Genomic DNA, 23,148 nt, shown 5'->3' on the forward strand with positions numbered 1-23,148 from the left:
GAGGCCTCTTGCGGTCAGGCGGGGCGGGTGGCCGTACCCGAAGAGGCCTGCTGTTCGAGGAGGTCGCGGAAGGCGCGGGCGGCGGGTGAGGCGGCGCCTGCGGTGCGCTGGGCCGTGAAGATCGTGCGGCGCGGGGATCCGGCGAGCGGCAGCAGCCTCGCGGAGGTCTCCCGGCCGGCCCAGATCAGGTCGGGGATGAGGGCGACCGCGTTGCCCGACTCGACCAGGCGCATGTGGGCCTGGAGGTCGGCGGTCTCGTAGCGGACGTCGGGCTCGAAGCCGGCGACGCGGCAGGCCTGCTCGGCGAAGTGGCGGGAGGCGGCGCCGCGCGGCTCCATCACCCACGGCATGTGGCGGGCCGTGTCGAGCGAGTCGACGGGGCGCAGGGACTCCGCCTCCGCGGGCAGGGCCAGGCGGATCGCGTCGGTGGTCAGGTCGCGCCGGTCGAGGCCGGGATGGTGTGGCGCGGCGTGCGCCGGGTACTGCTCAGCGATGACCATGTCGAAGTCGCGGGCCCACGTCTCGCGCAGCGCCTCCTCGGGTTCGCGCTGGACCATCTCGACACGGACGTCGGGGTAACGCTGGGCCATCGCGCGGAGGGTGGTGGGCATGAAGGCGAGCGCGGCGGACTGGAAGACGGCGACCCGGACCCGGCCGGTGACCCGGGTCGCGGCGGCCTGGAGGCGGGCCTCGGCGCGCTCCAGAGTGTCCAGGACCTCGGCCACCGACGCGACCAGCACCTCGGCCTGCGGGGTGAGCTGGACCCGGCGGCCGGCCTTGCGCAGCAGCTGGGTGCCGGCCTCCTTCTCCAGCTGGCTGAGCTGCTGGCTGACCGCGGAGGGGGTGAAGTTGAGCGCCTCGGCGACCGCCGCGATGGTGCCCCGGACGGCCAGCTCCCGGAGCAGGATCAGACGGCGGATCTCCAGCATCCCATTACGTTAGCTGAACTTAAGTGCATCGCTAATAAAGCATCGCTTTTCCTTACCTGATACGGGACTGCAGACTGTTGCGCATTACGGAAGGAGCATCCCGATGTCTGAGATCGCCGAAGAGACGATCGCCCTTGTCCGGCGCTGGCTGCGCGAGGCGGCGTCCGTTCCCGTCGGCGGCTCGGCAGCGCAGCTCGCCGGTGTTCTCCGCGACCCGAACGGGCTCGCGTTCACCGTCGGCTTCGTGGACGGGGTGATCCGGCCGGAGGACGTCCGGGTCAGCGCACGCAACCTGTCGGCGCTGTCGCGGAACATCCCGGCATTCCTCCCGGCGCACCTGCGGCTCGCGGTCCGCGCCGGCGGCTTCTTCGCACCGATCGTGCCGGGCGTGGTGGTCCCGGTCGCCCGCCGCGCCCTGCGTCACATGGTGGGACACCTGATCGTCGACGCGACCGACGCGCGCCTCGGCAGGGCGATCAAGCGGATCAAACGGCGCAACGTCCGGCTCAACGTCAACCTGCTGGGCGAGGCGGTCCTCGGGCGCGGCGAGGCGGACCAGCGCCTGAAGAGCACCGAGAAGCTCCTGGCCCGGCCCGACGTCGACTACGTGTCGATCAAGGTGTCGTCGGCGGTCGCCCCGCACAACCCGTGGGCGTTCGACGAGGCCGTCGAGGAGATCGCCGGCAAGCTCCTACCGCTGTTCACCCTGGCCGCCGCGCAGCGCAAGTTCGTGAACCTCGACATGGAGGAGTACAAGGACCTCGACCTCACCATCGCGGTCTTCACCCGGCTCCTCGACCGGCCCGAGCTGCTCGGCCTCGAAGCCGGCATCGTGCTGCAGGCCTACCTCCCGGACGCGCTCAGCGCCATGATCCGCCTTCAGGAGTGGTCCGCCTCCCGGCGCGAGCGCGGCGGCGCCGGCATCAAGGTGCGCCTGGTCAAGGGCGCCAACCTGCCGATGGAACGGGTCGAGGCCGAGCTGCACGGCTGGCCGGTGGCGACCTGCGACAGCAAGCAGGCGACCGACACCAACTACAAGCGGGTCCTCGACTACGCCCTGCACCCGGACCGGATCCGTAACGTGCGCCTCGGCGTGGCCGGGCACAACCTGTTCGACATCGCGTACGCCTGGGTCCTGGCCGGCCGGCGCGACGTCCGCGACGGCATCGAGTTCGAGATGCTCCTCGGCATGGCCGAGGGCCAGGCCGAGGCGGTCCGGCGTGAGGTCGGCGGTCTGCTGCTCTACACCCCGGTGGTACGCCCGGAGCAGTTCGACGTGGCCATCGCCTACCTGATCCGCCGTCTCGAAGAGGGCGCGAGCCCCGACAACTTCATGTCCGCGGTGTTCGAACTGCACTCCTCGGCGGAGCTGTTCGCCCGCGAGGAGGCCCGGTTCCTCGCCTCGCTGGCCGACCTCACCCCGGACGTCCCGCGGCCGAACCGGGTCGAGGACCGGTTCGCCGCCGTCCCGCGGCCGGTCCCCGGAGCGTTCGCCGGCACCCCCGACACCGACCCGGCCGTCGCCGCCAACCGCGACCGCGTCCGTCAGGTCCTGACCCGGGTCGAGTCGTCCACACTCGGCGTCGACGTGCCGCGGATCAGCGACCGGGAGCACCTGGACGAGGCCCTGGAGAAGGCGGCCGCCGCGAATTGGGGCGCCGCCGACCGCCGGGCCGTGCTGCACGCCGTCGGTGACGCCCTGGAGGAGCACCGGTACACGCTGCTCGAGGTGATGGCCGCCGAGGCCGGCAAGACCGTCGACCAGGCCGACCCCGAGGTGTCCGAGGCGATCGACTTCGCCCACTACTACGCCGAGCGGGCCTTCGAGCTGAGCCGGACCGACGGCGCCGTCCCGGTCCCGGCCCGGCTCACCCTGGTCACGCCGCCGTGGAACTTCCCGGTCGCCATCCCGGCCGGCTCGGTCCTGGCCGCCCTCGCCGCCGGCTCGCCGGTCGTGCTCAAGCCGGCCGGCCCCGCCGAACGCTGCGGCACCGTCCTGGCCGGCATCCTCCGCGACGCGCTCTCCGCGGCCGGCGCCGACCCGAACCTGGTCACCCTGCTCCAGGTCGACGAGGGCACGCTCGGCCGGGAACTGATCGCGCACCCGCTCGTCGACCGGGTCATCCTGACCGGGGCGTACGAGACCGCCGAACTGTTCCGCTCGTTCCGCGCCGACCTGCCGCTGCTCGCCGAGACCAGCGGCAAGAACGCCATCATCGTCACCCCCAGCGCCGACCTCGACCTGGCCGTCAAGGACGTGGTGTCGTCGGCGTTCGGGCACGCCGGCCAGAAGTGCTCGGCGGCGTCGCTGGTCGTGCTGGTCGGCAGTGTCGCCCGGTCGCAGCGGTTCCGGACCCAACTGCTGGACGCGGTGTCGTCGCTCGACGTGGGATATCCGGCGGACGCGCGTACCACGATGGGCCCGCTCGTCGAACCGGCCGCCGGGAAGCTGCTCGACGGGCTGACCACCCTCGGTGCCGGCGAGACGTGGCTGCTCGAACCCCGCAGGCTCGACGACTCGGGCAAGCTGTGGAGCCCCGGGGTCCGCGACGGGGTACGGCGCGGATCGGCCTACCACCGCACCGAGTACTTCGGCCCGATCCTCGGCATCATGACCGCCGACACCCTGGACGCGGCGATCGACCTCGTCAACGAGGTCGACTACGGCCTGACCTCGGGTCTGCACTCCCTCGACGAGGGCGAGATCCGGACCTGGCTCGACCGCGTCCAGGCCGGCAACCTGTACGTCAACCGCGGCATCACCGGCGCCATCGTGCAGCGGCAGCCGTTCGGCGGCTGGAAGCGCTCGGCGGTCGGTCCCGGCACCAAGGCGGGTGGCCCCAACTACCTGGTCGGCCTCACCGGCTGGGCGCCCCGCCCCGCCACGTCCGCCGTCGAGATCACGCACCCGGGAGTCCGCGACCTGCTCGCCGACGCCCGCCCGGTGATCGACGCCGGCGCCTTCGCGTCGGTCGAGCGGGCGGCCCGCAGTGACGCCGCCTTCGACTTCCGCACCCCCGCGGACGTCACCGGCCTCACCGTGGAACGCAACGTGTTCCGCTACCTGCCGGCGCCGGTCACCGTGCGCCTCGCCGACGGCGGCTCGATCGCCGACCTGGTGCGGGTCCTCGCGGCCGGGCTGCTCACCGGCGCCGAGGTGCGGGTCAGCAGTGCGGTCCCGCTGCCGGACGCGCTGGCCGCGCGCTGCCCCGGCCTCACCGTGGAGGACGACGCGACGTTCGCGGCCGGGCTCACCGCCGGCCGGGTCCGCCTCGTCGGCGGCGACGCGCCGGCACTGGCCGCCGCCACCGGCGGGCGCCCCGACCTGGCGGTCTGGTCCGGGCCGGTCACCGAGGCGGGACGGGTGGAACTGCTGCCGTTCCTGCGGGAGCAGGCGATCAGCATCACCGCCCACCGGTTCGGCAACCCGCTGCCCCTGGCCGCCGCCGTCCTCTGACGATTCTCATCCGGTACGCCCTCCGCGCCCACACCGGCGCGGAGGGCGTTTCACGTCGCCACGGCTCGCGGACCGGTCGCGGGGTCAGGCGCCGAAACGGCGGTTGCGGGCGGCGTACGAACGCAGGGCCCGCAGGAAGTCGATCCGCCGGAAGCCGGGCCAGTAGACGTCGCAGAAGTGCAGCTCCGAGTAGGCGGCCTGCCACAGCAGGAAGCCCGACATACGGCGTTCGCCGCTCGTGCGGATGACCAGATCCGGGTCGGGCTGGCCACCGGTGTACAGATGCGCGGCGATCCGGTCGGCGGTCAGCCGCTGGGCGATGTCGGCGACGCTGTACCCGGCCTTCGCCTCCTCGTCGAGCAGGGCGCGGATGGCGGTGACGATCTCCTCCCGCCCGTCGTAGCCGATCGCGATATTGAGATGGAAGCCGCCGTGACCGTCCGCGGTGGAACGCGCGGCGTCCCGGCTGGAGTCCGCGGCCAGCTTGAGGGCGTCCCGGGTGGAGTCCGGGAGGACGTCGAGCCGGCCGGCCAGGTGCAGGCGCCACACGCTGGACGGGCGGGACAGCCGTTCGGCGACGACGTCCTCGATCATGCGCATCAGGTTGCCGACCTCACCGGCGTCACGTCGGCGCATGTTGTCGACCGACGCGACGAAGACCGTGACGTGCCGGATCCCCATCTCCGCGCACCAGCCGAGCACCTCGTCCAGGTGTTCGGCGCCGTACCGGTGCCCGACCCGCGGATCGTCGAAGCCCATCTGCCGGGCCCACCGCCGGTTGCCGTCCATCACCATCGCCAGATGCCGCGGCAGGTTCGCCCCGTCGAGCCGTTTGCGGAGCCGCCGCGCGTAGACCGCGTACAGGAACTGTCTCAACCACATCCGGACAACGAACCACTCCACCGGCCCGGCGGGGCCCTTCCGCGGGCAGCCTTCACCCCACCCACACGTCCCGCGCACACGATCGCCACAATCCGGGGCCCGGCTGGTGCCCACCGCTGTCTACCGCGCCGCGAGACAGCGGTGGGAACCAGCCCGGTCGGCCGCGCCGCGCCGCGAGACAGCGGTGGGGAGCAGCCGGTCGGCCGGCGACGTGATCGGCGGGCCGGGAGAGCGCGGTCGGTCAGACGACGGTGAAGCCGGTGGGGAGGGCGGCCCGGCCGGTCAGGGCGCGGATCGTGGGGATGCCCTGGCCGACGGCGACGGCGATGCGGGCGGCGAGGGCGGCCGTCGACGCCAGCGTGTCATGGTCGAAACCGATCGGCAGGCCGGCCGCCACGGCGGCGTCCGAGGCGTGCACGACCAGTTCGAACGTCCGGGTGGGCAGCCAGTCCTCGACGCGCATACCGCCGGCCGGGGTGGCGACCAGGTCGTCGTCGCCGACGCCGGCGAGGGCGGCCGTCGCCTTGCCGATGTAGCCGCTGACGGCCTCGGCCGGGTCGTCGCCGAGGGTGGCGCCGGTGGCGCGGGCATCGTCGGTCGACGCCGTGCGGACGGCGGCGATCAGGTCGGCGGGCGCGACCCGGGCCAGGGCGAAATACGCCTCGGGCGCCGGGACCAGCAGCGTCGGCGCACGGTCGGCGAGCACCGTGGGAACCTGGCGCAACGCCGAACTGACGGTGTGGCCGAGCAGGTCACGCAGTGTCCACTCGCCGAGGCCGGGGCCGTCGAGGGCGGCCGGCGGGATCCGGGAGACCAGGTCGGCGAAGGCGATGGCGGCCGATCGGTAGTTGCGGCGGTAGTCCATGCCACCACGGTGCCACGCGCGACGCTCGTCCCCCTCACCGAACCGCGGCGTGCGCGTTTCCGGTGGGATCCAGCGGATCGATGACCCGGTTGCGGTGGTGCTGGTAGATCACCGAGCTGCGGAAGCCGACGATCTCCCGGCGGCCGGAGAAGCGGTCCATCAGGAAGGCGTGCAGGCCCTCGACGCTGGGCACCGCCACGTGCACGAGGAAGTCGTCACCGCCGGCCAGGACGAAGACCGACAGCACCTCGGGCAGGCCGGAGGCGTACGACTTGAACCCCTCGATCACCTCCCGGTTCAGGGGGCGGACCTGGACGTGCAGGAGCGCCTGCACCTCCCGGCCGAGCGCGGTGAGGCTGACGTCCGCGTGATACCCGGTGATCACCCCGCGGTCACGCAGCAGACGCACCCGCTCCAGACAGGTCGACGGCGCGACACCGACGGCCCGGGCCAGCTCCCGGTTGGTCTGCCGGGCGTTCGTCTGCAATTCCCGCACGATCGCCGAATCAATGTCATCCACGACCATCATTATGGCCCGTGAGCCGAACGATGTTCGGCGTGATCACTGGCGGTCCGTCCGGCGTCCTAGGTTCAAAACCACAAACCCTTCAGATGTACGGGAGAAGCACATGCCGATCCACCAGCGGGTCGTGGTCGAACGCGGCACACGGTCCGGGTTCCCGATCGTCGTCGCGGTGCACTCCACCGCGCTCGGGCAGGCGGTGGGGGGCTGCCGGCTGGCCGTCTACCGCGACTGGCGCGCCGGACTCGACGACGCGCTGCGCCTGTCCGCGGCGATGACGTCGAAGACGGCGCTGGCCGGCCTGCCGAACGGGGGCGGCAAGACCGTGGTGGTGCTGCCGGCGTGCGGGCCCGTGGACCGGCGGGCCGTCCTGCACGACGTCGCCGACGTGATCGAGGGTCTCGGCGGGATCTACGCGACCGGGCCGGACGTCGGGACCGGGCCCGCTGACATAGCGATCATCGGGGAGCGTACGGCCCATGTGCTCGGCCGGGGCGGCGGCTCCTCCCCCGCGACCGCGGCGGGCGTGGTCGCGGCGATCCAGGCCGTCGTCGCCGACCGTTTCGGATCGCCCTCGCTGTCCGGGCGGAGCTTCGCCGTCCTCGGGGCCGGCCGGGTCGGCGCGCACGTCGTGGACCTGCTGTCGGCGGCCGGTGGCAAGGTCGTCGCGTCGGATGTGGACGGCTCCCGGCGTACCGTCGCTGAATCTCTGGGAGCGACCTGGACCGATCCGCAGAGCTGTCTCACCGCGGAGGTGGACGTGCTCGTCCCGGCCGCCCTCGGTGGCCTGCTCACCGCCGCGACCGTCCCGGCGTTGCGGTGCGCCGCCGTCGCCGGCCCGGCGAACGCCCAGCTCGACGAACCGGAGACGGCGGACCTGCTGCACGCACGGGACATCCTGTGGGCGCCGGACGTGGTGGTCGGCTCGGGCGGGATCATCCACGCCGTCGCGACCGACCTGCACCGGGAGACGCCGGCGCAGGTCGCGACCCGGATCGCCGCCGTCGGTGACACCCTCGCCCGGATCCTGGACGCCGCCCGGGAGACCTCGTCGACACCCGCCGCGGCGGCGTCCCGGCTCGCCGGTTTCCTGATCGGAGAGCCGGTGGTCTCCACCATGGCGGCCTGCTGACCGGCGCCCCGGCCAGCCTGCCGCTGCCGGTCCAGGCGATCGTGCCGGGTGTCCCGATCCGCGGCTACGCCGAGGTCAGAACGGGTAGCGGCGGGGCTCCTGGCGGGCGCTGACCCACTGCACCTCGGTGAACTCCTCGGCGGCGAAACCGATGCCGAAGCGGCCCGCCCCGCTGTCCTTGACGCCACCGAAGGGCATCTGGGGCTGGTCGTTGACCGGCTGATCGTTGACGTGCACGATGCCGGCCCGGAGCCGGCAGGCCAGGTCGAGGCCACGATACGGGTCGCCGGTGATGATGCCGGCGGTCAGGCCGAAGTCGGTGGCGTTCGCCCGGCGCAGTGCGTCCTCGGCGCCGTCGCACGCCTCGAGCAGGACGACCGGGCCGAACGTCTCGTCGAAGGCCAGCTCCGAGGTCGGCGGGACGTCGGCGAGGACCGTCGGCGGGAAGCAGCGGCCGGCGGGGACACCGCCGGTGAGCAGGCGCGCACCCTGGTCGACGGCCTCGCGGACGCGGCGTTCCAGCAGCGACAGCGCCCATTCGTTGACGACCGGGCCGACGACCGTCGCCGGATCGGTGGGGTCGCCGACGGGCAGAGCCGCGGCCCGGGCGACGAACCGGACCGCGAAGTCGTCGAACAGTGCCCGGTCGACGATGATCCGGCGGGCGCACATGCAGGTCTGGCCGCTGTGCACGAACGCACCGTAGATCGCGGCGTCCACGGCCCGGTCGAGGGGCGCGTCGGCGAGCACGAGCAACGGATTGTGGCCGCCGAGCTGGAGGACGGCGCGTTTGAGGTGGCGGCCGGCGGTCTCGGCGATGCGGCGGCCGGTGACGGTGGAACCGGTGAAGCTGATCCGGCGCACCCGCGGGTCGGCGATCAGGGCCTCGGCGACCGCGCCGGCCTCACCGGGGGCGTGGGTGACGACGTTGAGCACCCCGGCGGGCAGGCCGGCCTCGCTGAGCAGGGCGGCCCAGAAGGCGCCACCGGTGTACGGCGCCTCCTCCGACGGTTTCAGGACGACGGTGTTGCCGGTGGCGATCGGGGCGACGACGGCACGGCCGGCGAGCACGAGCGACGCGTTCCACGGGGCGATGGCGGCGACCACACCGACCGGGCGCCGGATGGCGAGCGCCCGGGTGCCGGCCAGGTCGGACGGCAGGACCTGACCGGCCGGGGCGTACGCCAGAGCGGCCGCCTGCCGGAGCAGATTGACACAGAAGTCCAGCTGGACCTCCGCGAAGTGGACACCGCAGCCAGTCTCGGCGGCGAGCAGTCCGCGTACCTCGTCACGGCGCCGGTCGAGGGCGTCGGCGGCACGCAGCAGGACCTGCTGTCGCTCGATCGGCAGTGAGTCCGACCAGGCCGGGAAGGCGGCGTCGGCGGCGGTGACCGCAGCGAGGGCGTCCTCCGCGTCGCCCGCGGCCACCTCGGCGAAGAGCGCGCCGGTCCACGGGTCGGTCTTGGGGTAGGTGCGCCCGCCGGCGGAGTCCAGCCAGTCCCCGCCGATGTGGTGTCGCACGTCGATCGCCCGGTCCATCGCGTCGCCGATGGTATCCGACCGCAGGCGACGGCGTTCCGACAGTTCGAACGGAGGGTTAGGCTGCGCCATGCCCGTCGACGAAGAAGCCGGTAGCGGCGCAGCGTTCTCCCAGTCCCTGGAGCGCGGGCTGATGATCCTGTCGTCGTTCGACGAGACCCGGCCGGTGCTGGGCATCGCCGACATCTCCCGCGCGGTGACGCTGAACAAGAGCACCACCCATCGGTACGTGGCCACCCTGACCCGCCTCGGCTACCTGCAACAGGACCCGGAGACGAAGAAGTACTCGCTCGGGCCGAAGGTGGTGGACCTGGGGTTCGCGGCGCTCGACTCCCTGGAGATCAACCGGGTGGCGGCGCCCTGCCTGCAGAACCTGGCCGACGAGACGGGCTACACGGTGAGCATGGCGATCCTCGACGGGCCTGACATCGTCTACGTGGAGCGGCGCCGCAGCGGACGGCCGGTCGGCGGGTTCGCGATCGGGCTGAACCTGCACGTGGGGTCGCGGCTGCCGGCGTACTGCACGTCGATGGGGAAGGTGCTGCTCGCCCATCAGGAGCCGGCCGTGCTGCGCCGGCTGCTGGACCGGACCGACTTCGCCCGGCGCGGGCCGAAGACGCTGACCAACCGGGAACAGCTGATGGCTGCGCTCGCGAAGATCCGGCAGACCGGGGTGTCGGTGAACGACGAGGAGCTGGCGTCCGGGCTGCGGTCGGTGGCGGCACCGGTGCGGGACCGGACCGGCCGGGTGGTCGCCGCCGTCAACATCGCGGTGCACCTGACCGTCTGGTCGACCAGCGCGGACGCCGTGGTCGCCCGCCTGGAACGCCCGCTGCGCCAGTGCACCGCCGAGATCAGCACCCGCCTCGGCCACCGCTGACCCCCACCGGCTGGCTCCCACCGCTGCCTCAGCCACGCTGAGACAGCGGTGACGACCAGCCCACACCACCCGGCTGGCTCCCACCGTCGTCTCAGCCACGCTGAGACAGCGGTGACGACCAGCCCACACCACCCGGCTGGCTCCCACCGTCGTCTCAGCGGCGCTGAGACAGCGGTGAGGGCCAGCCGGGGGGAAGTGGATGCTGGTGCGGGCGGTGTTCGGTTTTCGGGGGTGGTGTTCGAGTGGATGGAACGAGTCGTTGATCTGCCGGAAACACCGGCATACCTTCGGCGCACCCCTGCGCTTGGAGGCGACCCCCATGCTTCTCGACGACAAACTCTGGACCGGCAACATCTTTCTCGGCGGCGAGTGGCGGCCGGGGCGCGGCGGCACGTACGACGTGACCGAACCCGCCACCGGTGCGGTGCTGGGCCGGATCGGGCGGGCCACCGCGGAGGACGTGACCGAGGCCGGGCGGATCGCGGCCGAGGCCCAGCGCGCCTGGGCGGACACCCCGCACCCCCGCCGGGCCGCGGTGCTGCGCCGTGCCGCGCAACTGTGGATGGAGCACGCCGACGAGATCTCCGGCTGGAACGTCCGCGAGGTCGGCGCGATCGCGCCGATGGCCGGGTTCGCGCTGCACGTCGCCGAGCAGGAGTGTTACGAGGCGGCGGGGCTGCCGGCCCGCCCGTACGGCGAGTTGCTGCCCAGCGAGGAGCCCCGCCTGTCGATGACCCGCCGGGTGCCGGCCGGCGTGGTCGCGGTGATCGCGCCGTTCAACGTGCCCATCATCCTGGCCATCCGTTCGGTGGCGCCGGCCCTGGCACTGGGCAACGCCGTCCTGCTCAAGCCGGACCCGCGCACCGCGGTCACCGGTGGCGTGACGCTGGCCCGGATCTTCGAGGAGGCCGGGCTGCCGCCGGGGGTGCTCCAGATGCTGCCGGGCGCGGCCGACGTCGGCGAGGCCCTGGTCACCGACCCGAACGTGCGGGTCATCTCGTTCACCGGGTCGACCGCGGCCGGCCGCCGGGTCGGCGCGTTGGCCGGGGAGCACCTGAAGCGCGCGCATCTGGAGCTGGGCGGCAACTCGGCGCTCGTGGTGCTGGAGGACGCCGACATCGAGGGTGCGGTCGCGGCGGCGTCGTTCGGGTCGTGGTTCCACCAGGGGCAGATCTGCATGACCACCGGCCGGCATCTGGTGCACACGAGCCTCTACGACCAGTTCGTCGAGGCCCTGGTCGCGAAGGCGGCGAACCTGCCGGTCGGCGATCCGGCGCGGGAGCAGGTGGCGCTCGGTCCGATCATCGACGCCGGACAGCGCGACAAGATCCACTCGGTGGTGACCCGGTCGTCGGGCGCGGGGGCCCGGGTGGCGGCCGGCGGCACCTACCGGGATCTGTTCTACGCCCCCACGGTGCTGGCCGACGTCTCCGGCGACACGCCCGCATTCCGGGAAGAGATCTTCGGGCCGGTGGCTCCGGTCATCCGATTCGGTGACACCGACGAGGCGGTCCGGCTGGCCACCGCGAGTGAGTACGGCCTGTCGCTGGGCATCGTCACCCGGGACGTGATGCGCGGCCTGGCCCTGGCCGACCGGATCCCCACCGGCATCGTGCACATCAACGACCAGACCGTCAGCGACGAGGCGAACAGCCCGTTCGGCGGTGTCGGGGCGTCCGGGACCGGCTCCCGGTTCGGTGGCGCGGCGGCCAACGTGGAGGCGTTCACCGAGACCCGCTGGGTCACTCTGCGTGACAAGCCGCCTGCGTACCCGTTCTGATCGAAGTTGTTTCCGTGCCGTTACATGCCCTCCGGGAGGCTTGCGTTAAATGCACGTTCATCAATAATGAGCGCCATGAATCGAGCCGAGGCGATACCGGTTGACGGGTCCCGGAGCACGACCGAGCCCCCCAGCGGCCACGTGCCGGCGGTCCCGCCGCCGGCACCCGGCCACACCGTCCCGGCCCGGCCGGGCGGTGGCGGCAACACTCTGGTGGTGCCCGCCCTCACCCCCCATCGAGGCCCCCGACGGCCGGAGAACACGCCGGACAGGCTCCCGGTCCGGCGTGCCGAACCGGCTTTGCCGGAGCCGTGGGAACCGGCCCTGCCGGAGCCGTGGACCGACCCGTCGGCCGACGTCCGGGGCACCGGCACCGCGGTGACCCGCCGCACCGGGCGCCGTCGGGGTGCGATCGCCGCCCGTCGGGTGGTCGGCCTGTGAACGCCACGGCACGACCGGTGGCGCGACCGGCGGGGCGACCACGACGAGGTGACCGGGGACGGTCCGAGCCCGCGGACAGTCACCCACGTGCGGTGACGGGGGACGAGCGGAACGGGACCAGCGGGCTCTGCCGGCCACGATGCGGCCGGGGTGGCCTGTCACGAACGACGGAGCGTCTGCTGACGAGGTCGGCGCACCGGGACACGCCGCCCGCGGTCCGGCGCCCGCAACCACGGCCACGGCCACGGCCACGGCCGGAGAGTGCCGCCGGGCCTACCGGGGCGGTCGTGCGGGCACCTGCTGGAGCGGGGGCGCGTGGCCGTACCGAAATATGCACTTTCGGGGAATCGCGGACCGTGACCATTCTCGCAAACCGGGCGCCGAACGGACCCGGCAGTGACGCTCCGCCACCATCGGTGGCCCATCCGGGACGGCCACCACCCTGAGCCGGTTGCGTCCGGCTTTTAACCACGTTGTCACAGCTTGTCACGAGATTCTCACCGAAGCCGGGTGATACCGCGCTCCCTCGGTGGGCACCCGTGAGACCTTTGTTGGGACGGCCCCCTCTTCGGGTACAAGTGAGGCACATCGCTCGCCTCGCCGGTCACCGTCGGCGAGCCGGGCGGCCACACCCGCTGAAGAGGAGAGCATTCTCCATGGGCGACACGCCTGTCATCACGCTCAACAACGGCGTCACGATTCCGCAGATCGGTTTCGGCGTCTTCCAGATTCCCGAGGCGCAGACCGCGGCCGCGGTCACCACGGCTCTGGAAGCGGGCTACCGCAGCATCGACACCGCCGCCATCTACCACAACGAGTCGGGCGTCGGCGAAGCACTGAAATCGGCCGGGGTGCCGCGTGACGACCTGTTCATCACGACCAAGGTCTGGAACACCGATCAGGGGTACGACGAGACGCTGCGCGCCTTCGACGCCAGTACCGCCCGGCTCGGGGTGGACCGTCTCGACCTCTACCTCATCCACTGGCCCACCCCGAAACGCGGGAAGTACCTGGACACCTGGCGGGCGCTGGAGAAGCTGCTGGCCGACGGACGGGTACGGGCGATCGGCGTCTCCAACTTCCTGCCCGAGCACCTGCGGGCCGTCGCCGACCTGGGCGGCACGGTGCCCGCGGTCAACCAGATCGAGGTGCACCCGGCCCTGCAGCAGCGGGACGCCCAGGCGGCCAACGCGGAGCTGGGAGTGATCACCGAGGCGTGGAGCCCGCTCGCGCAGGCCGGCGTGCTCGGTGACCCGGCCGTGCTGGCGATCGCCACCGACCACGACCGCACCCCCGCCCAGGTCGTGCTGCGCTGGCACGTGCAGCAGGGCCGGATCGTGATCCCCAAGTCGGTGACCCCGTCGCGGATCGCGGAGAACCTGCGGATCTTCGACTTCGAACTGTCCGCCGACGAGCTGGCCGCGATCGACGCGCTGGAGAGCGACGGCCGGACCGGGCCGCACCCGGACCACTTCAACTGACCTGCCGCTCTGTGACGGTCACGTCATCCGGTGACCGTCACAGAGATCGTCAAGCGGCTTCACAGGAACCCGCCGCACACTGGGGTCACGTTCCCCTCACAGGAGGTTCCGATGGGTCTTCTCGCCCTGGTCAGCTTCGTGTTGCTGCTGGTCCAGCTGGTGCTGCTGGTTCGGGTGGCGCTCGACTGGAGCGTCATGCTGGCCGGTCCCGCCATGCCCGGGTCGGCCCGGGCCAAGGCCCTCGACGTGATCTACCGCATCACCGAGCCGATCCTCGCCCCGGTCCGGAAGGTGCTGCCCCCGCTGCGGGTCGGCGGCGTCTCCATCGACCTGGCGTTCATCGTCGTCTTCGTGGTGATCGGCATCATCCGCGCGCTGCTCTGACCGGCCGGCCGGCCCGGTCGGACCGGGCCGGCCGGGCAGGTCAGCTGAGCCGGTCGTCGACGAACTCCAGCGCCGCGGTGTCGAAGAAGCTGCGGCCGCCGGCGTGGTCGTCCCACGGGTAGACCTCGATCTCCTTCTGCCCCTCGATCGCGTTGTAGGCGGCGAACACCCCGGACGGCGGGCACACGTCGTCCATCAGGGCCGCCGACATTATCGACGGCGCGGTGATCCGCCGGGCGAAGTGCACGGCGTCCACGTGGTCGAGGGTGTCCAGGGTCCGCTGCGCGGCCCGCGGGTTGGCCCGCAGGAACCGGACCACCTCGGCGTACGGGTTGCTGTCGGTGATCGTGATCGCCCGCTGGATGTCGCAGAGGAACGGCACCCCGGCGACCACCGCCGCCACCAGTTCCGGGACGAGACCGGCGGCCGACAGCGCGAGCGCACCGCCCTGGCTCTTGCCGGTCACGACGAGCCGGGAGGCGTCGGCACCGGGCAGCTCGGTGGCGGTCTCCACGGCCCGGACCGCGTCGGTGATCAGCCGCCGGTAGTAGAACGTCTCCGGGGCGAGCACCCCGCGGGTCAGGAAGCCGGGCGACGACGGGCCGGCGCCGTGATCGTCCGGGTCCGGGGTGTCGCCGCCACGCCAGCCGCCACCCTGACCCCGGGTGTCCATGATCAGGTGGGCGTACCCGGCGCTGGTCCAGGTCAGCCAGTCGATCGGCAGGCCGCGGCCACCGCCGTACCCGATGAACTCGACGGCGATCGGCAGCGGGCCGTCGGCGGTGGACGGGCGGTTGAGCCAGGCCCGGACCGGCTGGCCGGCGTAACCGGTGAAGGTGACGTCGAACGTGGTGACGCCCTTCAGCGGCGTGCCGACCTCGGTCAGCTTCGGTGGCAGGGCCGCCCGGCGTGCCGCGGTGAGCGTGCCGGACCAGAAGTCGTCGAAGCCGGCCGGCTCCGGGCGGGAGAGGCGGTACTCGCGCAATTCGTGGAGTGGGAAGTCAAACAGCGCCATGGTGATCACGCTAGGCGCCCACGTTGGCCGGAACCAGCCCCGACCGGGCACCATGGTCGCGTGCCACCGGAGACCTCCCGCCCCCCGCACGTCCTCGAAGCCGTTCTCGAGCGGCTGACCTATGTGAACGAGGAGACCGGCTACACGGTGGCCCGGGTCGCCCACAAGAGCAGCACCGACCTGTTGACCGTGGTCGGCGCGCTGCTCGGCGCGCAACCCGGGGAGAGCCTGCGGCTGAGCGGCTGGTGGTCGTCACACCCCCAGTACGGGCGGCAGTTCGAGGTCGTCTCGTACACGACGGTGCTGCCCGCCACCATCCAGGGCATCCGCCGCTACCTGGGGTCGGGGCTGGTCAAGGGCATCGGGCCGGTGTTCGCCGAGCGGATCGTGGACCACTTCGGACTGGACACCCTGGAGATCATCGAGACCGCGCCGGAGCGGCTCATCGAGGTCGCCGGGCTGGGGCCGAAACGCACCAAGAAGATCACCGCGGCGTGGGCCGAACAGAAAGCGATCAAGGAGGTGATGGTCTTCCTCCAGGGGGTGGGCGTGTCCACCTCGATCGCCGTGCGGATCTACAAGAAGTACGGTGACTCGTCCATCTCGGTCGTCAAGAACTCGCCCTACAAGCTGGCGGCGGACGTCTGGGGCATCGGGTTCAAGACCGCCGACACGATCGCGCAGGCGGTCGGCATCCCGCACGACAGCCCCGAACGGGTGAAGGCCGGCCTCCAGTACACGCTGTCGCAGGCCACCGACAACGGGCACTGCTTCCTGCCCCTGCCGGATCTGACGGCCGACGCGGCGAAGATCCTCGACGTCCCGGCCGCACTGATCCCCGCCTGCCTGGCCGAACTCGTCGAGGAGGAGGGCGTGGTACGGGAGCAGGACGAGATCTACCTCGTGCCGTTCCACCGGGCGGAGCAGTCCCTCTCCTCGTCGCTGCTGGCCCTGCTGCGGGACCGGGCGGACCGGATGCCGCACTTCCGCGACGTGGACTGGGGCCGGGCTCTGACATGGCTGCACCAGCGCACCGGGTCGACCCTCGCCACCGAGCAGGAGCAGGCGGTACGGCTCGCCCTGACCGAGAAGGTCGCGGTCCTCACCGGCGGGCCGGGATGCGGGAAGAGCTTCACCGTACGCTCGATCGTCGAACTCGCCGCCGCGAAGAAGGCGAAGATCCAGCTCGTCGCCCCGACCGGTCGCGCCGCGAAACGGCTCGCCGAGTTGACCGGCCACCCGGCCGCCACCGTGCACCGCCTGCTCAAACTCCAGCCCGGCGGCGACGCCACCTTCGACCGCGACAACCCGCTCGACGCCGACCTGGTGGTCGTCGACGAGGCCTCGATGCTCGACCTGATCCTGGCGAACAAACTGGTCAAGGCGATCCCGCCGGGCGCGCACCTGCTGCTCGTCGGCGACGTCGACCAGCTGCCGTCGGTCGGCGCCGGCGAGGTGCTGCGCGACCTGCTGGCCGCCGACGTGATCCCCCGGGTACGGCTCACCCAGATCTTCCGGCAGGCCGCGGAGAGCGGCGTCGTCACCAACGCGCACCGGATCAACCAGGGCCGGCCGCCCCGCTTCGAGGGCCTGACCGACTTCTTCCTGTTCCCCTGCGACGACACCGAGGCCACCGCGGCACTCACCGTCGACGTCGCGTGCCGCCGGATGCCGAAGAAATTCGGCCTCGACCCGCGCCGCGACATCCAGATCCTCACCCCGATGCACCGCGGCCCGGCCGGCGCGGGGGCGCTCAACGTGCTCCTCCAGCAGGAACTCACCCCGCACCGCGACGGCCTGCCGGAGCGGCGGCTGGGCGGGCGGGTGTTCCGGGTGGGCGACAAGGTCACCCAGATCCGCAACAACTACGACAAGGGCGTGGCCGGCGTCTTCAACGGCACCGTCGGCGTCGTCACCGGGCTGTCGCCCGAGGAGCAGACCCTGACGGTACGCACGGACGAGGACGAGCAGATCGAGTACGACTTCGACGAACTGGACGAGCTGGCGCACGCGTACGCCATCACCATCCACCGCTCGCAGGGGTCGGAGTATCCGGCGGTGGTCATCCCGCTGACCACCAGCGCCTGGATGATGTTGCAGCGCAACCTGCTCTACACCGCGATCACCCGGGCGAAGCGACTGGTCGTGCTGGTCGGCTCCCGCCGTGCGCTGGCCGCGGCGGTACGCACGGTCGGCGCGGGCCGCCGGCACACCGCCCTGACCAGGCGTCTCGGCTGACCCGCCACGGCCCCGGCCCACGGTGGCCGCCTACCACACCGCCCCACGGCCTGGGCGGTGATTACGGAAATCCGGCCGAATGGTCGTGTTGTCCGGACGCTGGTACGGCTGTTTCGCGCACCGCTCCCGACAGTTCCTGATCTCGCTAGTGTGAGCTTGTAAATCAATTCTTCCAGGCCTTTTCCGAACCATTTTTCGGTTTCGGGAAAGGGGCTCGAGAACTGACGGGGGAAATGCTCATGTTGCGTTCGATGACGGCGGGCACAGCGCTTCTCGGCGTGCTCGCGATGGCCGCTCCGGCCCATGCCCAGCCGCAGCCGCCGAAGCCCGACAAGATGATGGTGATCGACGTGGTCTCCGCGAACGGGTCCGGATGTCCGGACGGCAGCGCGGACATCCAGGTCTCGCCCGACTACACCGCCTTCACGGTGACCTATTCGCAGTACACCGCCTCGGTCGGGCCGCAGGCCTCACCGCTGGACTTCCGGAAGAACTGCCAGCTGGCGCTGGACATCAAGGTGCCGTCCGGATACACGTTCGCCATCGCCAGCGCGGACTACCGCGGATACGCCAGTCTCCGGCCCGGCGCGTACGGCCAGCAGGCGGCCAACTACTACTTCCAGGGGCACACGCAGAGCACGCGCAGCCGGCACGACTTCAAGGGCCCGATGGAGGACTCCTGGCAGCGCACCGACAAGGTGGCGATCGTGTCGTACAGCTACCTGCCGTGCGGTGAACGCCGGTACCTCAACATCAACACCGAACTGCGGGTCAACCGGGGATCGTCGGACGCGAAGAAGCACACCAACTTCCTGTCCATGGACTCGACCGACGCCGCGATCAACACGCTCTACCGGGTCGCCTGGAAGAAGTGCTGATCCGCTCACCGTTCCCGCCCATACGTGTCGCCTCGCCGTTCCTCGGCGACCCGCTCCACTTATCGGCTCGCCGTTCCTTGTCGATTCACTGTTCCTTGTCGACTCACTGGTCCCTGTCGACTCATTGGTCCTTGTCGACTCACTGGTCCTTGTCGACGAAGGCCGCCCACGGGTCACCGGCCGGTCGTGGCTCCGCCCGCACGGGTGGGGCTGCCACCGGCCGGGACCGCCGGGCGGCCAGCAGTGCGGCCAGGGCCGTGGTGATCGGCACCGCGGCGACCAGGCCGATCGTGCCGACCGCGCTGCGCACCAGCTCCTGCGCGATCATCTGTGAGGTGAGCAGCTCGTCGAGCGGGGTGTCACCGGCCGCGAACAGCAGCATCAGCGGCAGCGACGCCCCGGCGTAGGCGAGCACGATCGTGTTGATCACCGAGGCGATGTGGGCCCGGCCGATCCGGGTGGCGGCGCTGTAGAGGCGGCGGAACCCGTACGACGGGTTGGCCAGTGCCAGCTCGGTGACCGTGGCCGACTGGGTGACCGTCACGTCGTCGAGCACCCCGAGCGAGCCGATCACGATGCCGGCCAGCAGCAGGCCCCGCATGTTGACGTCGCCCCGGGTGATGGTGAGGAAGTTCGACGTCTCGTCGGCGACACCGGTCAGGTGCACCGCCCCGGTGGCGAGGGCGGCCAGGATCGCGGTGATCGCCAGGCTGGCCAGGGTGCCGGCCACCGCGATGGTCGTGGTCATCGACAGCCCGTGCGTCAGATAGAGCACGACCAGCATGATCGCGGCGGCGCCGACCACCGCGACCAGCACCGGGGACCGGCCGTCCAGAATCGCCGGGACGATGAAATAGAGCAGGATCGCGAAGGTGACCGCCAGACCGCCCAGCGCCGTCACCCCGCGCCACCGGCCGAAGGCGATCACCGCCAGTGCGAACGCGACGCCGAGCATCCACAGCTCGTCGCCCCGCTGGTGGTCGGAGATCGAATAGCTGGTGCTGCCCTCGTCGTTGAGTGTCAGCATCGTGACGTCGTCACCGGACTCCACCGTCGGCGCGCCCGGACCGTTCGGGATGTCCGTGGTGATCACCGGCCCGTCGTCGAGCCGCACCTGGACGGTTCCGCAGTTCTCCAGCGGGGTGTCGCCCTCCGGCACCGGCGGGCACTCCTGCGGGGTGACCGCCACCACCTCGCCGGTCACCACGGCCGGGCCCGCCGCGCCCTCGGCCTGCGGGGTGTCGCGCGGCCAGAGCAGCAGCATCCCGACCAGGGTGACCAGCACCGCCGGCACGAGCAGCAGCAGGGTGAGCCGCCGGGCGTGCGGGAACTCCGGTAGCTCCCGGTGGGCGTGGTGATGGTGGTCGCCGCTCATCGTGCTCCTCGACGCGTTCGCTGGTTCGGCCGCGCGAGAACCGTACCCGCCCGGTCCCCGGTCCCGCCCCCACGCCGCCTCAGACCCGCCCACCCGCCGCGTCAGGTCCGTGCCGGCCGCCCCGTCAGGTCCCGGCCGGCCGCCGCGTCAGATTCGGCTGGCTCTCACCGCTGTCTCAGCGGCGCTGAGACAGCGGTGGGGACCAGCCGGGCCTCTCGGAACCAGCCGGGCCTCTCAGGACCAGCCGGGCCTCATGGGACCGGCCGGGCCTCCCGGGACCGGCCGGGCTTTTCAGGTTGCTGAACGGGACTTCGCGCGGTCCTCGGCGGAACGGCCGAAGGTCAGCCAGAAGTCGGTGACGGCCAGGCTCAGCACCGGGCGCCGCCCGCTCAGGTAGCCCAGCGGGCCGTCCGGCTCGGGACGCCACGCCGCCGCGGCCGTACGCAGCCCCGCCCGGCCCCGGACCGGGGTGCGCCGCACGTGCTCACCGAGCTGCTGCGCCACCGTGAACCCGAGCGGATACCGGCCCGGCAGCCGCCGCTTGAGCCGGACCAGCGCCGATCCGATCGCCGCGCCGCCGGGGGCGGTGAGGGTGGCGTCGACGAGCGGCTCGGTCTCCGCGTCCAGGGTGAAGTCGGCGAGTTCCTTGGGGATGCCCCAGAGCCTGCGGCCGCCCTCGCGGGAGGCGACGCTGTCCACCCAGATGTCGGTGATGCTGACCCGTGGACGGCCGCGCTCGTGCACCAGGACGGCGCTGAGCAGTTCCCTGTAGTGCAGGACGCCGCCCGGTTCGTACGACACCCAGGCGGCACCGACCGCGACGCGGCCGCCGACGGTGACCGGGCGCACCGCGGCGCCGAGCACCGGAGGCAGGGCCGGCATGTCCCGGCGGGGGATCAGGAACACCGACAGATACATCTGTCCGCGCAGGTGCCAGGGCTCGGGCGGGTACATGACTCCACCCTGGCACCCCGCGGGCGTACGTTCAACGCTCTCGATGCCTCAGTATCGGAACCGGGAGACGACCGCCTGCAGCTGCGCCGCGGTCTGGCCGAGGTCCTCGGCCGCGTGGCGGGTCTCGCCGACGGTGTCGGTGGTGCGGCGGGTCGCCTCGGAGACCGTGCCGATCGTCATCGCGATGTCGCCGGCACCGTTGGCCGCCTCGCTGAGGGTGCGGTTCATCTCGGCGGTGGTGGCGGTCTGCTCCTCGACCGCCGAGGCGATGGTCAGCTGGATGCCGTTGATCCGCTCGATGATCTCGGTGATCTCCCCGATCGCGGTGACCGCGCCGCTGGTGTCGGCCTGGATGGCCTGCACCCGCTGGGAGATGTCCTCGGTGGCCTTGGCCGTCTCCTGGGCCAGGTCCTTGACCTCGCCGGCGACGACGGCGAAGCCCTTGCCCACCTCGCCGGCGCGGGCCGCCTCGATGGTCGCGTTCAGGGCCAGCAGGTTGGTCTGCTCGGCGATGCTGGTGATCACCTTGACGACGGTGAAGATCTCCTCGGACGAGGCGCCGAGACGCCCGACGATCGCGTTGGTCTCGGCGGCGACCCGGACGGCCTGCGCGGCCACCTCGGTCGCCTCCGACGTGGAGACGCTGATGTCGCGGATCGCCGAGCCCATCTCCTGGGAGCCGGCCGAGACCACCTGGAGGTTGTGCGACACCGTGTCGGCGGCGGCCGCGACGGTGCCGGCCTGCACCGAGGCCTCGCTGGCGGCGGCGTCCACGCCACCGGCCACCGAACTGAGCCGGCCGGCCGCGTCCTGGAGGGTGCCGACGCTGCCGCCGAGCTGCACCATGTCCTCGCGGAGGCGGGCCACGCCCTGGTCGAGGGCGGCGGCCATCCGGCCGATCTCGTCGCGGCTGGTGATCCCGGACGTACGGGTGAGGTCGCCCTCGGCCAGCCCTTCGGCGATCCGGGAGACCTCCTTCACGGTCCGGCGCACCCGGCCGGCCACCTGGAAGCCGATGAGCAGACTCAGGACCATGCCCACGACCAGCACCACCGCGACCGTCCAGGCGGCGCTGGAACCCGCCGACTCGGCATCGGTGATGCTCTTGTCGGCCACCTGGACCGCCCGTTCCCGCAGCGCGGTCTGGTCTTCGGCCAGCGCGCTGCGCAGCGCGTCGTACTCCTTGAGCGCGTCGGCGAGTTGGGCCGGTGAGGCCGTGCCGCGGTCGGCGCTGATGAAGGCCAGGTAATCGGCCCAGTCGGTCTTGGCCTTGGCCACCGTGTCGTCGCCGGGGAGGTGGGTGTCCAGCGCCGCGAAGGCCTCGGTGACGGCGGCCTGGTTCGCCGCCATGCCCTCCTTGATCCGGTCGGCGATGGACGGGTAGAGCTGCATCGCGGACACGTTGCCGCTGAACGCCTCGATGTTCGTGCTGAAGGAGCCGACCGCCGACTCGATGGCCAGCGATTGCCGCTGTGCCGCGGCGCCCTCGTCGTTCAGGTTGTGGATCGTCGTCACCGCCAGCGCGCCGACGATGAGGCCGCTGACCGTCGCGGTCAACGCGGCGGCCCCGATCTTCGTCCGCAGCGACCGGTCGTCGAACAGACTACTCAGCCCCATCAGTGTCCCCTCTTCGTGCCGGCTCGCCGTCGACCGCATGATCGGCAACGCCGGTCCGCGCTTGAGGGAGCCGCCCGACCCCCAGTCTCCAGCGCGGGGTGACCTTGACGGGCCGACTCGTCCAGATTGACGGGAGGGACGGGTGGGACGTCAGGGGGCGGTCACGTCGGCCAGGGCCTGGAAGATCAGCCAGGTGGAAGTGGCGCCGGGATCCTGGTGGCCGGCGCTGCGTTCGCCCAGGTAGGAGGCCCGGCCCTTACGCGCCGTCAGCGAGACGGTGGCGCGGGCCCCGTCACCGGCGGCCCGGGCCGCGCCGGCCGCCGCCTCGGGCAGGGCGGCACCACCGGCCACCGCCTCCCCGAACGCCATCACCGCCGGCCGGTAGGCGTCCACGATGGTCTTGTCGCCGGGCACCGCACCGCCCAGCGCGGACACCGCGTCCAGGCCCGCGCGCAGGGCTGTGACCAGGTCGGCCGGCGTCACCGCCGGGCCCGGGGGCAGCGCCTTGCCGACGGCCCGGAAGGCGCTGCCGTACAGCGGGCCGGAGGCACCGCCGACCTTGGAGATCAGGGTGCCGCCGGCCCGGACGAAGACGTCGCCGACACTGGTGAATGCGGTGCCGTCCAGCAGCGCGGCGACCGCGGTGAACCCGCGCCGCAGGTTGACGCCGTGGTCACCGTCGCCGATCGCGGAGTCCAGTTTCGTGAGTTCGTCGGCGTCGGCGTCGACGGATTCCGCGACGGCACGCAGCCAGGCGGTGGCGAGAGCGACGTCCACG

At 72.1% G+C, this 23,148-nt stretch carries 19 protein-coding genes; 9 read left to right on the forward strand and 10 right to left on the reverse strand.

Annotation, left to right across the window (positions count from 1 at the left end; all coding sequences use genetic code 11):
- Positions 1 to 14: 14 nt before the first annotated feature.
- A complete protein-coding gene (locus tag BC793_RS03110; RefSeq protein WP_109588969.1) occupies positions 15 to 929 on the reverse strand; it encodes a LysR family transcriptional regulator in 915 nt (304 codons plus the stop codon).
- 103 nt (positions 930 to 1,032) lie between these two features.
- Between BC793_RS03110 and BC793_RS03115 the strand changes: the two genes are divergently transcribed.
- Positions 1,033 to 4,386: a bifunctional proline dehydrogenase/L-glutamate gamma-semialdehyde dehydrogenase gene (locus BC793_RS03115; protein WP_109588970.1), complete on the forward strand. Its 3,354-nt coding sequence runs from the start codon at positions 1,033 to 1,035 to the stop codon at positions 4,384 to 4,386.
- Between the two features lie 84 nt (positions 4,387 to 4,470).
- On the opposite strand, the gene uppS is transcribed toward BC793_RS03115, so the two are convergent.
- From uppS to BC793_RS03130, 3 genes are all read right to left on the reverse strand, one after another.
- Positions 4,471 to 5,268, reverse strand: coding sequence for a polyprenyl diphosphate synthase (uppS, locus tag BC793_RS03120; protein ID WP_109588971.1), 798 nt, complete (start codon positions 5,266 to 5,268; stop codon positions 4,471 to 4,473).
- Between the two features lie 241 nt (positions 5,269 to 5,509).
- Positions 5,510 to 6,133: a maleylpyruvate isomerase N-terminal domain-containing protein gene (locus BC793_RS03125; protein ID WP_109588972.1), complete on the reverse strand. Its 624-nt coding sequence runs from the start codon at positions 6,131 to 6,133 to the stop codon at positions 5,510 to 5,512.
- Positions 6,134 to 6,167: 34 nt separating this feature from the next.
- Positions 6,168 to 6,659: an Lrp/AsnC family transcriptional regulator gene (locus BC793_RS03130; RefSeq protein WP_203896063.1), complete on the reverse strand. Its 492-nt coding sequence runs from the start codon at positions 6,657 to 6,659 to the stop codon at positions 6,168 to 6,170.
- Between the two features lie 103 nt (positions 6,660 to 6,762).
- On the opposite strand from BC793_RS03130, the gene BC793_RS03135 reads away from it, so the two are divergent.
- The gene (locus tag BC793_RS03135; RefSeq protein WP_109588973.1) at positions 6,763 to 7,788 is read left to right on the forward strand and encodes a Glu/Leu/Phe/Val dehydrogenase dimerization domain-containing protein; all 1,026 of its coding nucleotides are present in this window, start codon (positions 6,763 to 6,765) and stop codon (positions 7,786 to 7,788) included.
- A gap of 75 nt (positions 7,789 to 7,863) precedes the next feature.
- Here BC793_RS03135 and BC793_RS03140 read toward each other — a convergent pair whose 3' ends face one another.
- The gene (locus BC793_RS03140) at positions 7,864 to 9,327 is read right to left on the reverse strand and encodes an aldehyde dehydrogenase family protein (protein ID WP_109589118.1); all 1,464 of its coding nucleotides are present in this window, start codon (positions 9,325 to 9,327) and stop codon (positions 7,864 to 7,866) included.
- Positions 9,328 to 9,397: 70 nt separating this feature from the next.
- On the opposite strand from BC793_RS03140, the gene BC793_RS03145 reads away from it, so the two are divergent.
- From BC793_RS03145 to BC793_RS03165, 5 genes are all read left to right on the forward strand, one after another.
- Positions 9,398 to 10,207 carry an IclR family transcriptional regulator gene (locus tag BC793_RS03145; RefSeq protein ID WP_109588974.1) on the forward strand — a complete coding sequence of 270 codons (810 nt, stop codon included), beginning with the start codon at positions 9,398 to 9,400 and terminating at the stop codon, positions 10,205 to 10,207.
- Between the two features lie 319 nt (positions 10,208 to 10,526).
- Positions 10,527 to 11,987 carry a benzaldehyde dehydrogenase gene (locus BC793_RS03150; protein ID WP_109588975.1) on the forward strand — a complete coding sequence of 487 codons (1,461 nt, stop codon included), beginning with the start codon at positions 10,527 to 10,529 and terminating at the stop codon, positions 11,985 to 11,987.
- A 75-nt stretch (positions 11,988 to 12,062) separates the two neighbouring features.
- Positions 12,063 to 12,428, forward strand: a complete 366-nt coding sequence (locus tag BC793_RS03155; protein ID WP_146246174.1) for a hypothetical protein — start codon at positions 12,063 to 12,065, stop codon at positions 12,426 to 12,428.
- A gap of 656 nt (positions 12,429 to 13,084) precedes the next feature.
- The gene (locus tag BC793_RS03160; RefSeq protein ID WP_109588977.1) at positions 13,085 to 13,909 is read left to right on the forward strand and encodes an aldo/keto reductase; all 825 of its coding nucleotides are present in this window, start codon (positions 13,085 to 13,087) and stop codon (positions 13,907 to 13,909) included.
- A gap of 111 nt (positions 13,910 to 14,020) precedes the next feature.
- The gene (locus BC793_RS03165; RefSeq protein ID WP_109589119.1) at positions 14,021 to 14,293 is read left to right on the forward strand and encodes a YggT family protein; all 273 of its coding nucleotides are present in this window, start codon (positions 14,021 to 14,023) and stop codon (positions 14,291 to 14,293) included.
- Positions 14,294 to 14,333: 40 nt separating this feature from the next.
- On the opposite strand, the gene BC793_RS03170 is transcribed toward BC793_RS03165, so the two are convergent.
- On the reverse strand, positions 14,334 to 15,308 hold the full coding sequence (locus BC793_RS03170) for an acetylxylan esterase (RefSeq protein ID WP_109589120.1): 975 nt from the start codon (positions 15,306 to 15,308) through the stop codon (positions 14,334 to 14,336).
- Positions 15,309 to 15,368: 60 nt separating this feature from the next.
- On the opposite strand from BC793_RS03170, the gene recD2 reads away from it, so the two are divergent.
- The gene (gene recD2, locus BC793_RS03175; RefSeq protein WP_109588978.1) at positions 15,369 to 17,546 is read left to right on the forward strand and encodes an SF1B family DNA helicase RecD2; all 2,178 of its coding nucleotides are present in this window, start codon (positions 15,369 to 15,371) and stop codon (positions 17,544 to 17,546) included.
- Positions 17,547 to 17,785: 239 nt separating this feature from the next.
- On the forward strand, positions 17,786 to 18,424 hold the full coding sequence (locus BC793_RS03180; protein ID WP_109589121.1) for a DUF4360 domain-containing protein: 639 nt from the start codon (positions 17,786 to 17,788) through the stop codon (positions 18,422 to 18,424).
- A 139-nt stretch (positions 18,425 to 18,563) separates the two neighbouring features.
- Here the strand turns inward: BC793_RS03180 and BC793_RS03185 are convergent, their stop codons facing one another.
- The 4 genes from BC793_RS03185 to dhaL all read right to left on the reverse strand — a co-directional run bounded on the left by BC793_RS03185 (position 18,564) and on the right by dhaL (position 23,147).
- Entirely contained in the window at positions 18,564 to 19,799 is a 1,236-nt protein-coding gene (locus BC793_RS03185) for a YibE/F family protein (protein WP_109588979.1), read from the reverse strand.
- Between the two features lie 291 nt (positions 19,800 to 20,090).
- Positions 20,091 to 20,753: an acetoacetate decarboxylase family protein gene (locus BC793_RS03190; protein WP_109588980.1), complete on the reverse strand. Its 663-nt coding sequence runs from the start codon at positions 20,751 to 20,753 to the stop codon at positions 20,091 to 20,093.
- 48 nt (positions 20,754 to 20,801) lie between these two features.
- Complete coding sequence (locus BC793_RS03195; protein WP_109588981.1) at positions 20,802 to 22,370, reverse strand: methyl-accepting chemotaxis protein; 1,569 nt, start codon at positions 22,368 to 22,370, stop codon at positions 20,802 to 20,804.
- Positions 22,371 to 22,520: 150 nt separating this feature from the next.
- Positions 22,521 to 23,147 carry a dihydroxyacetone kinase subunit DhaL gene (dhaL, locus tag BC793_RS03200; protein WP_109588982.1) on the reverse strand — a complete coding sequence of 209 codons (627 nt, stop codon included), beginning with the start codon at positions 23,145 to 23,147 and terminating at the stop codon, positions 22,521 to 22,523.
- Position 23,148 lies beyond the last annotated feature (1 nt).

The organism is Actinoplanes xinjiangensis (assembly GCF_003148685.1).
Classification (GTDB): domain Bacteria; phylum Actinomycetota; class Actinomycetes; order Mycobacteriales; family Micromonosporaceae; genus Actinoplanes; species Actinoplanes xinjiangensis.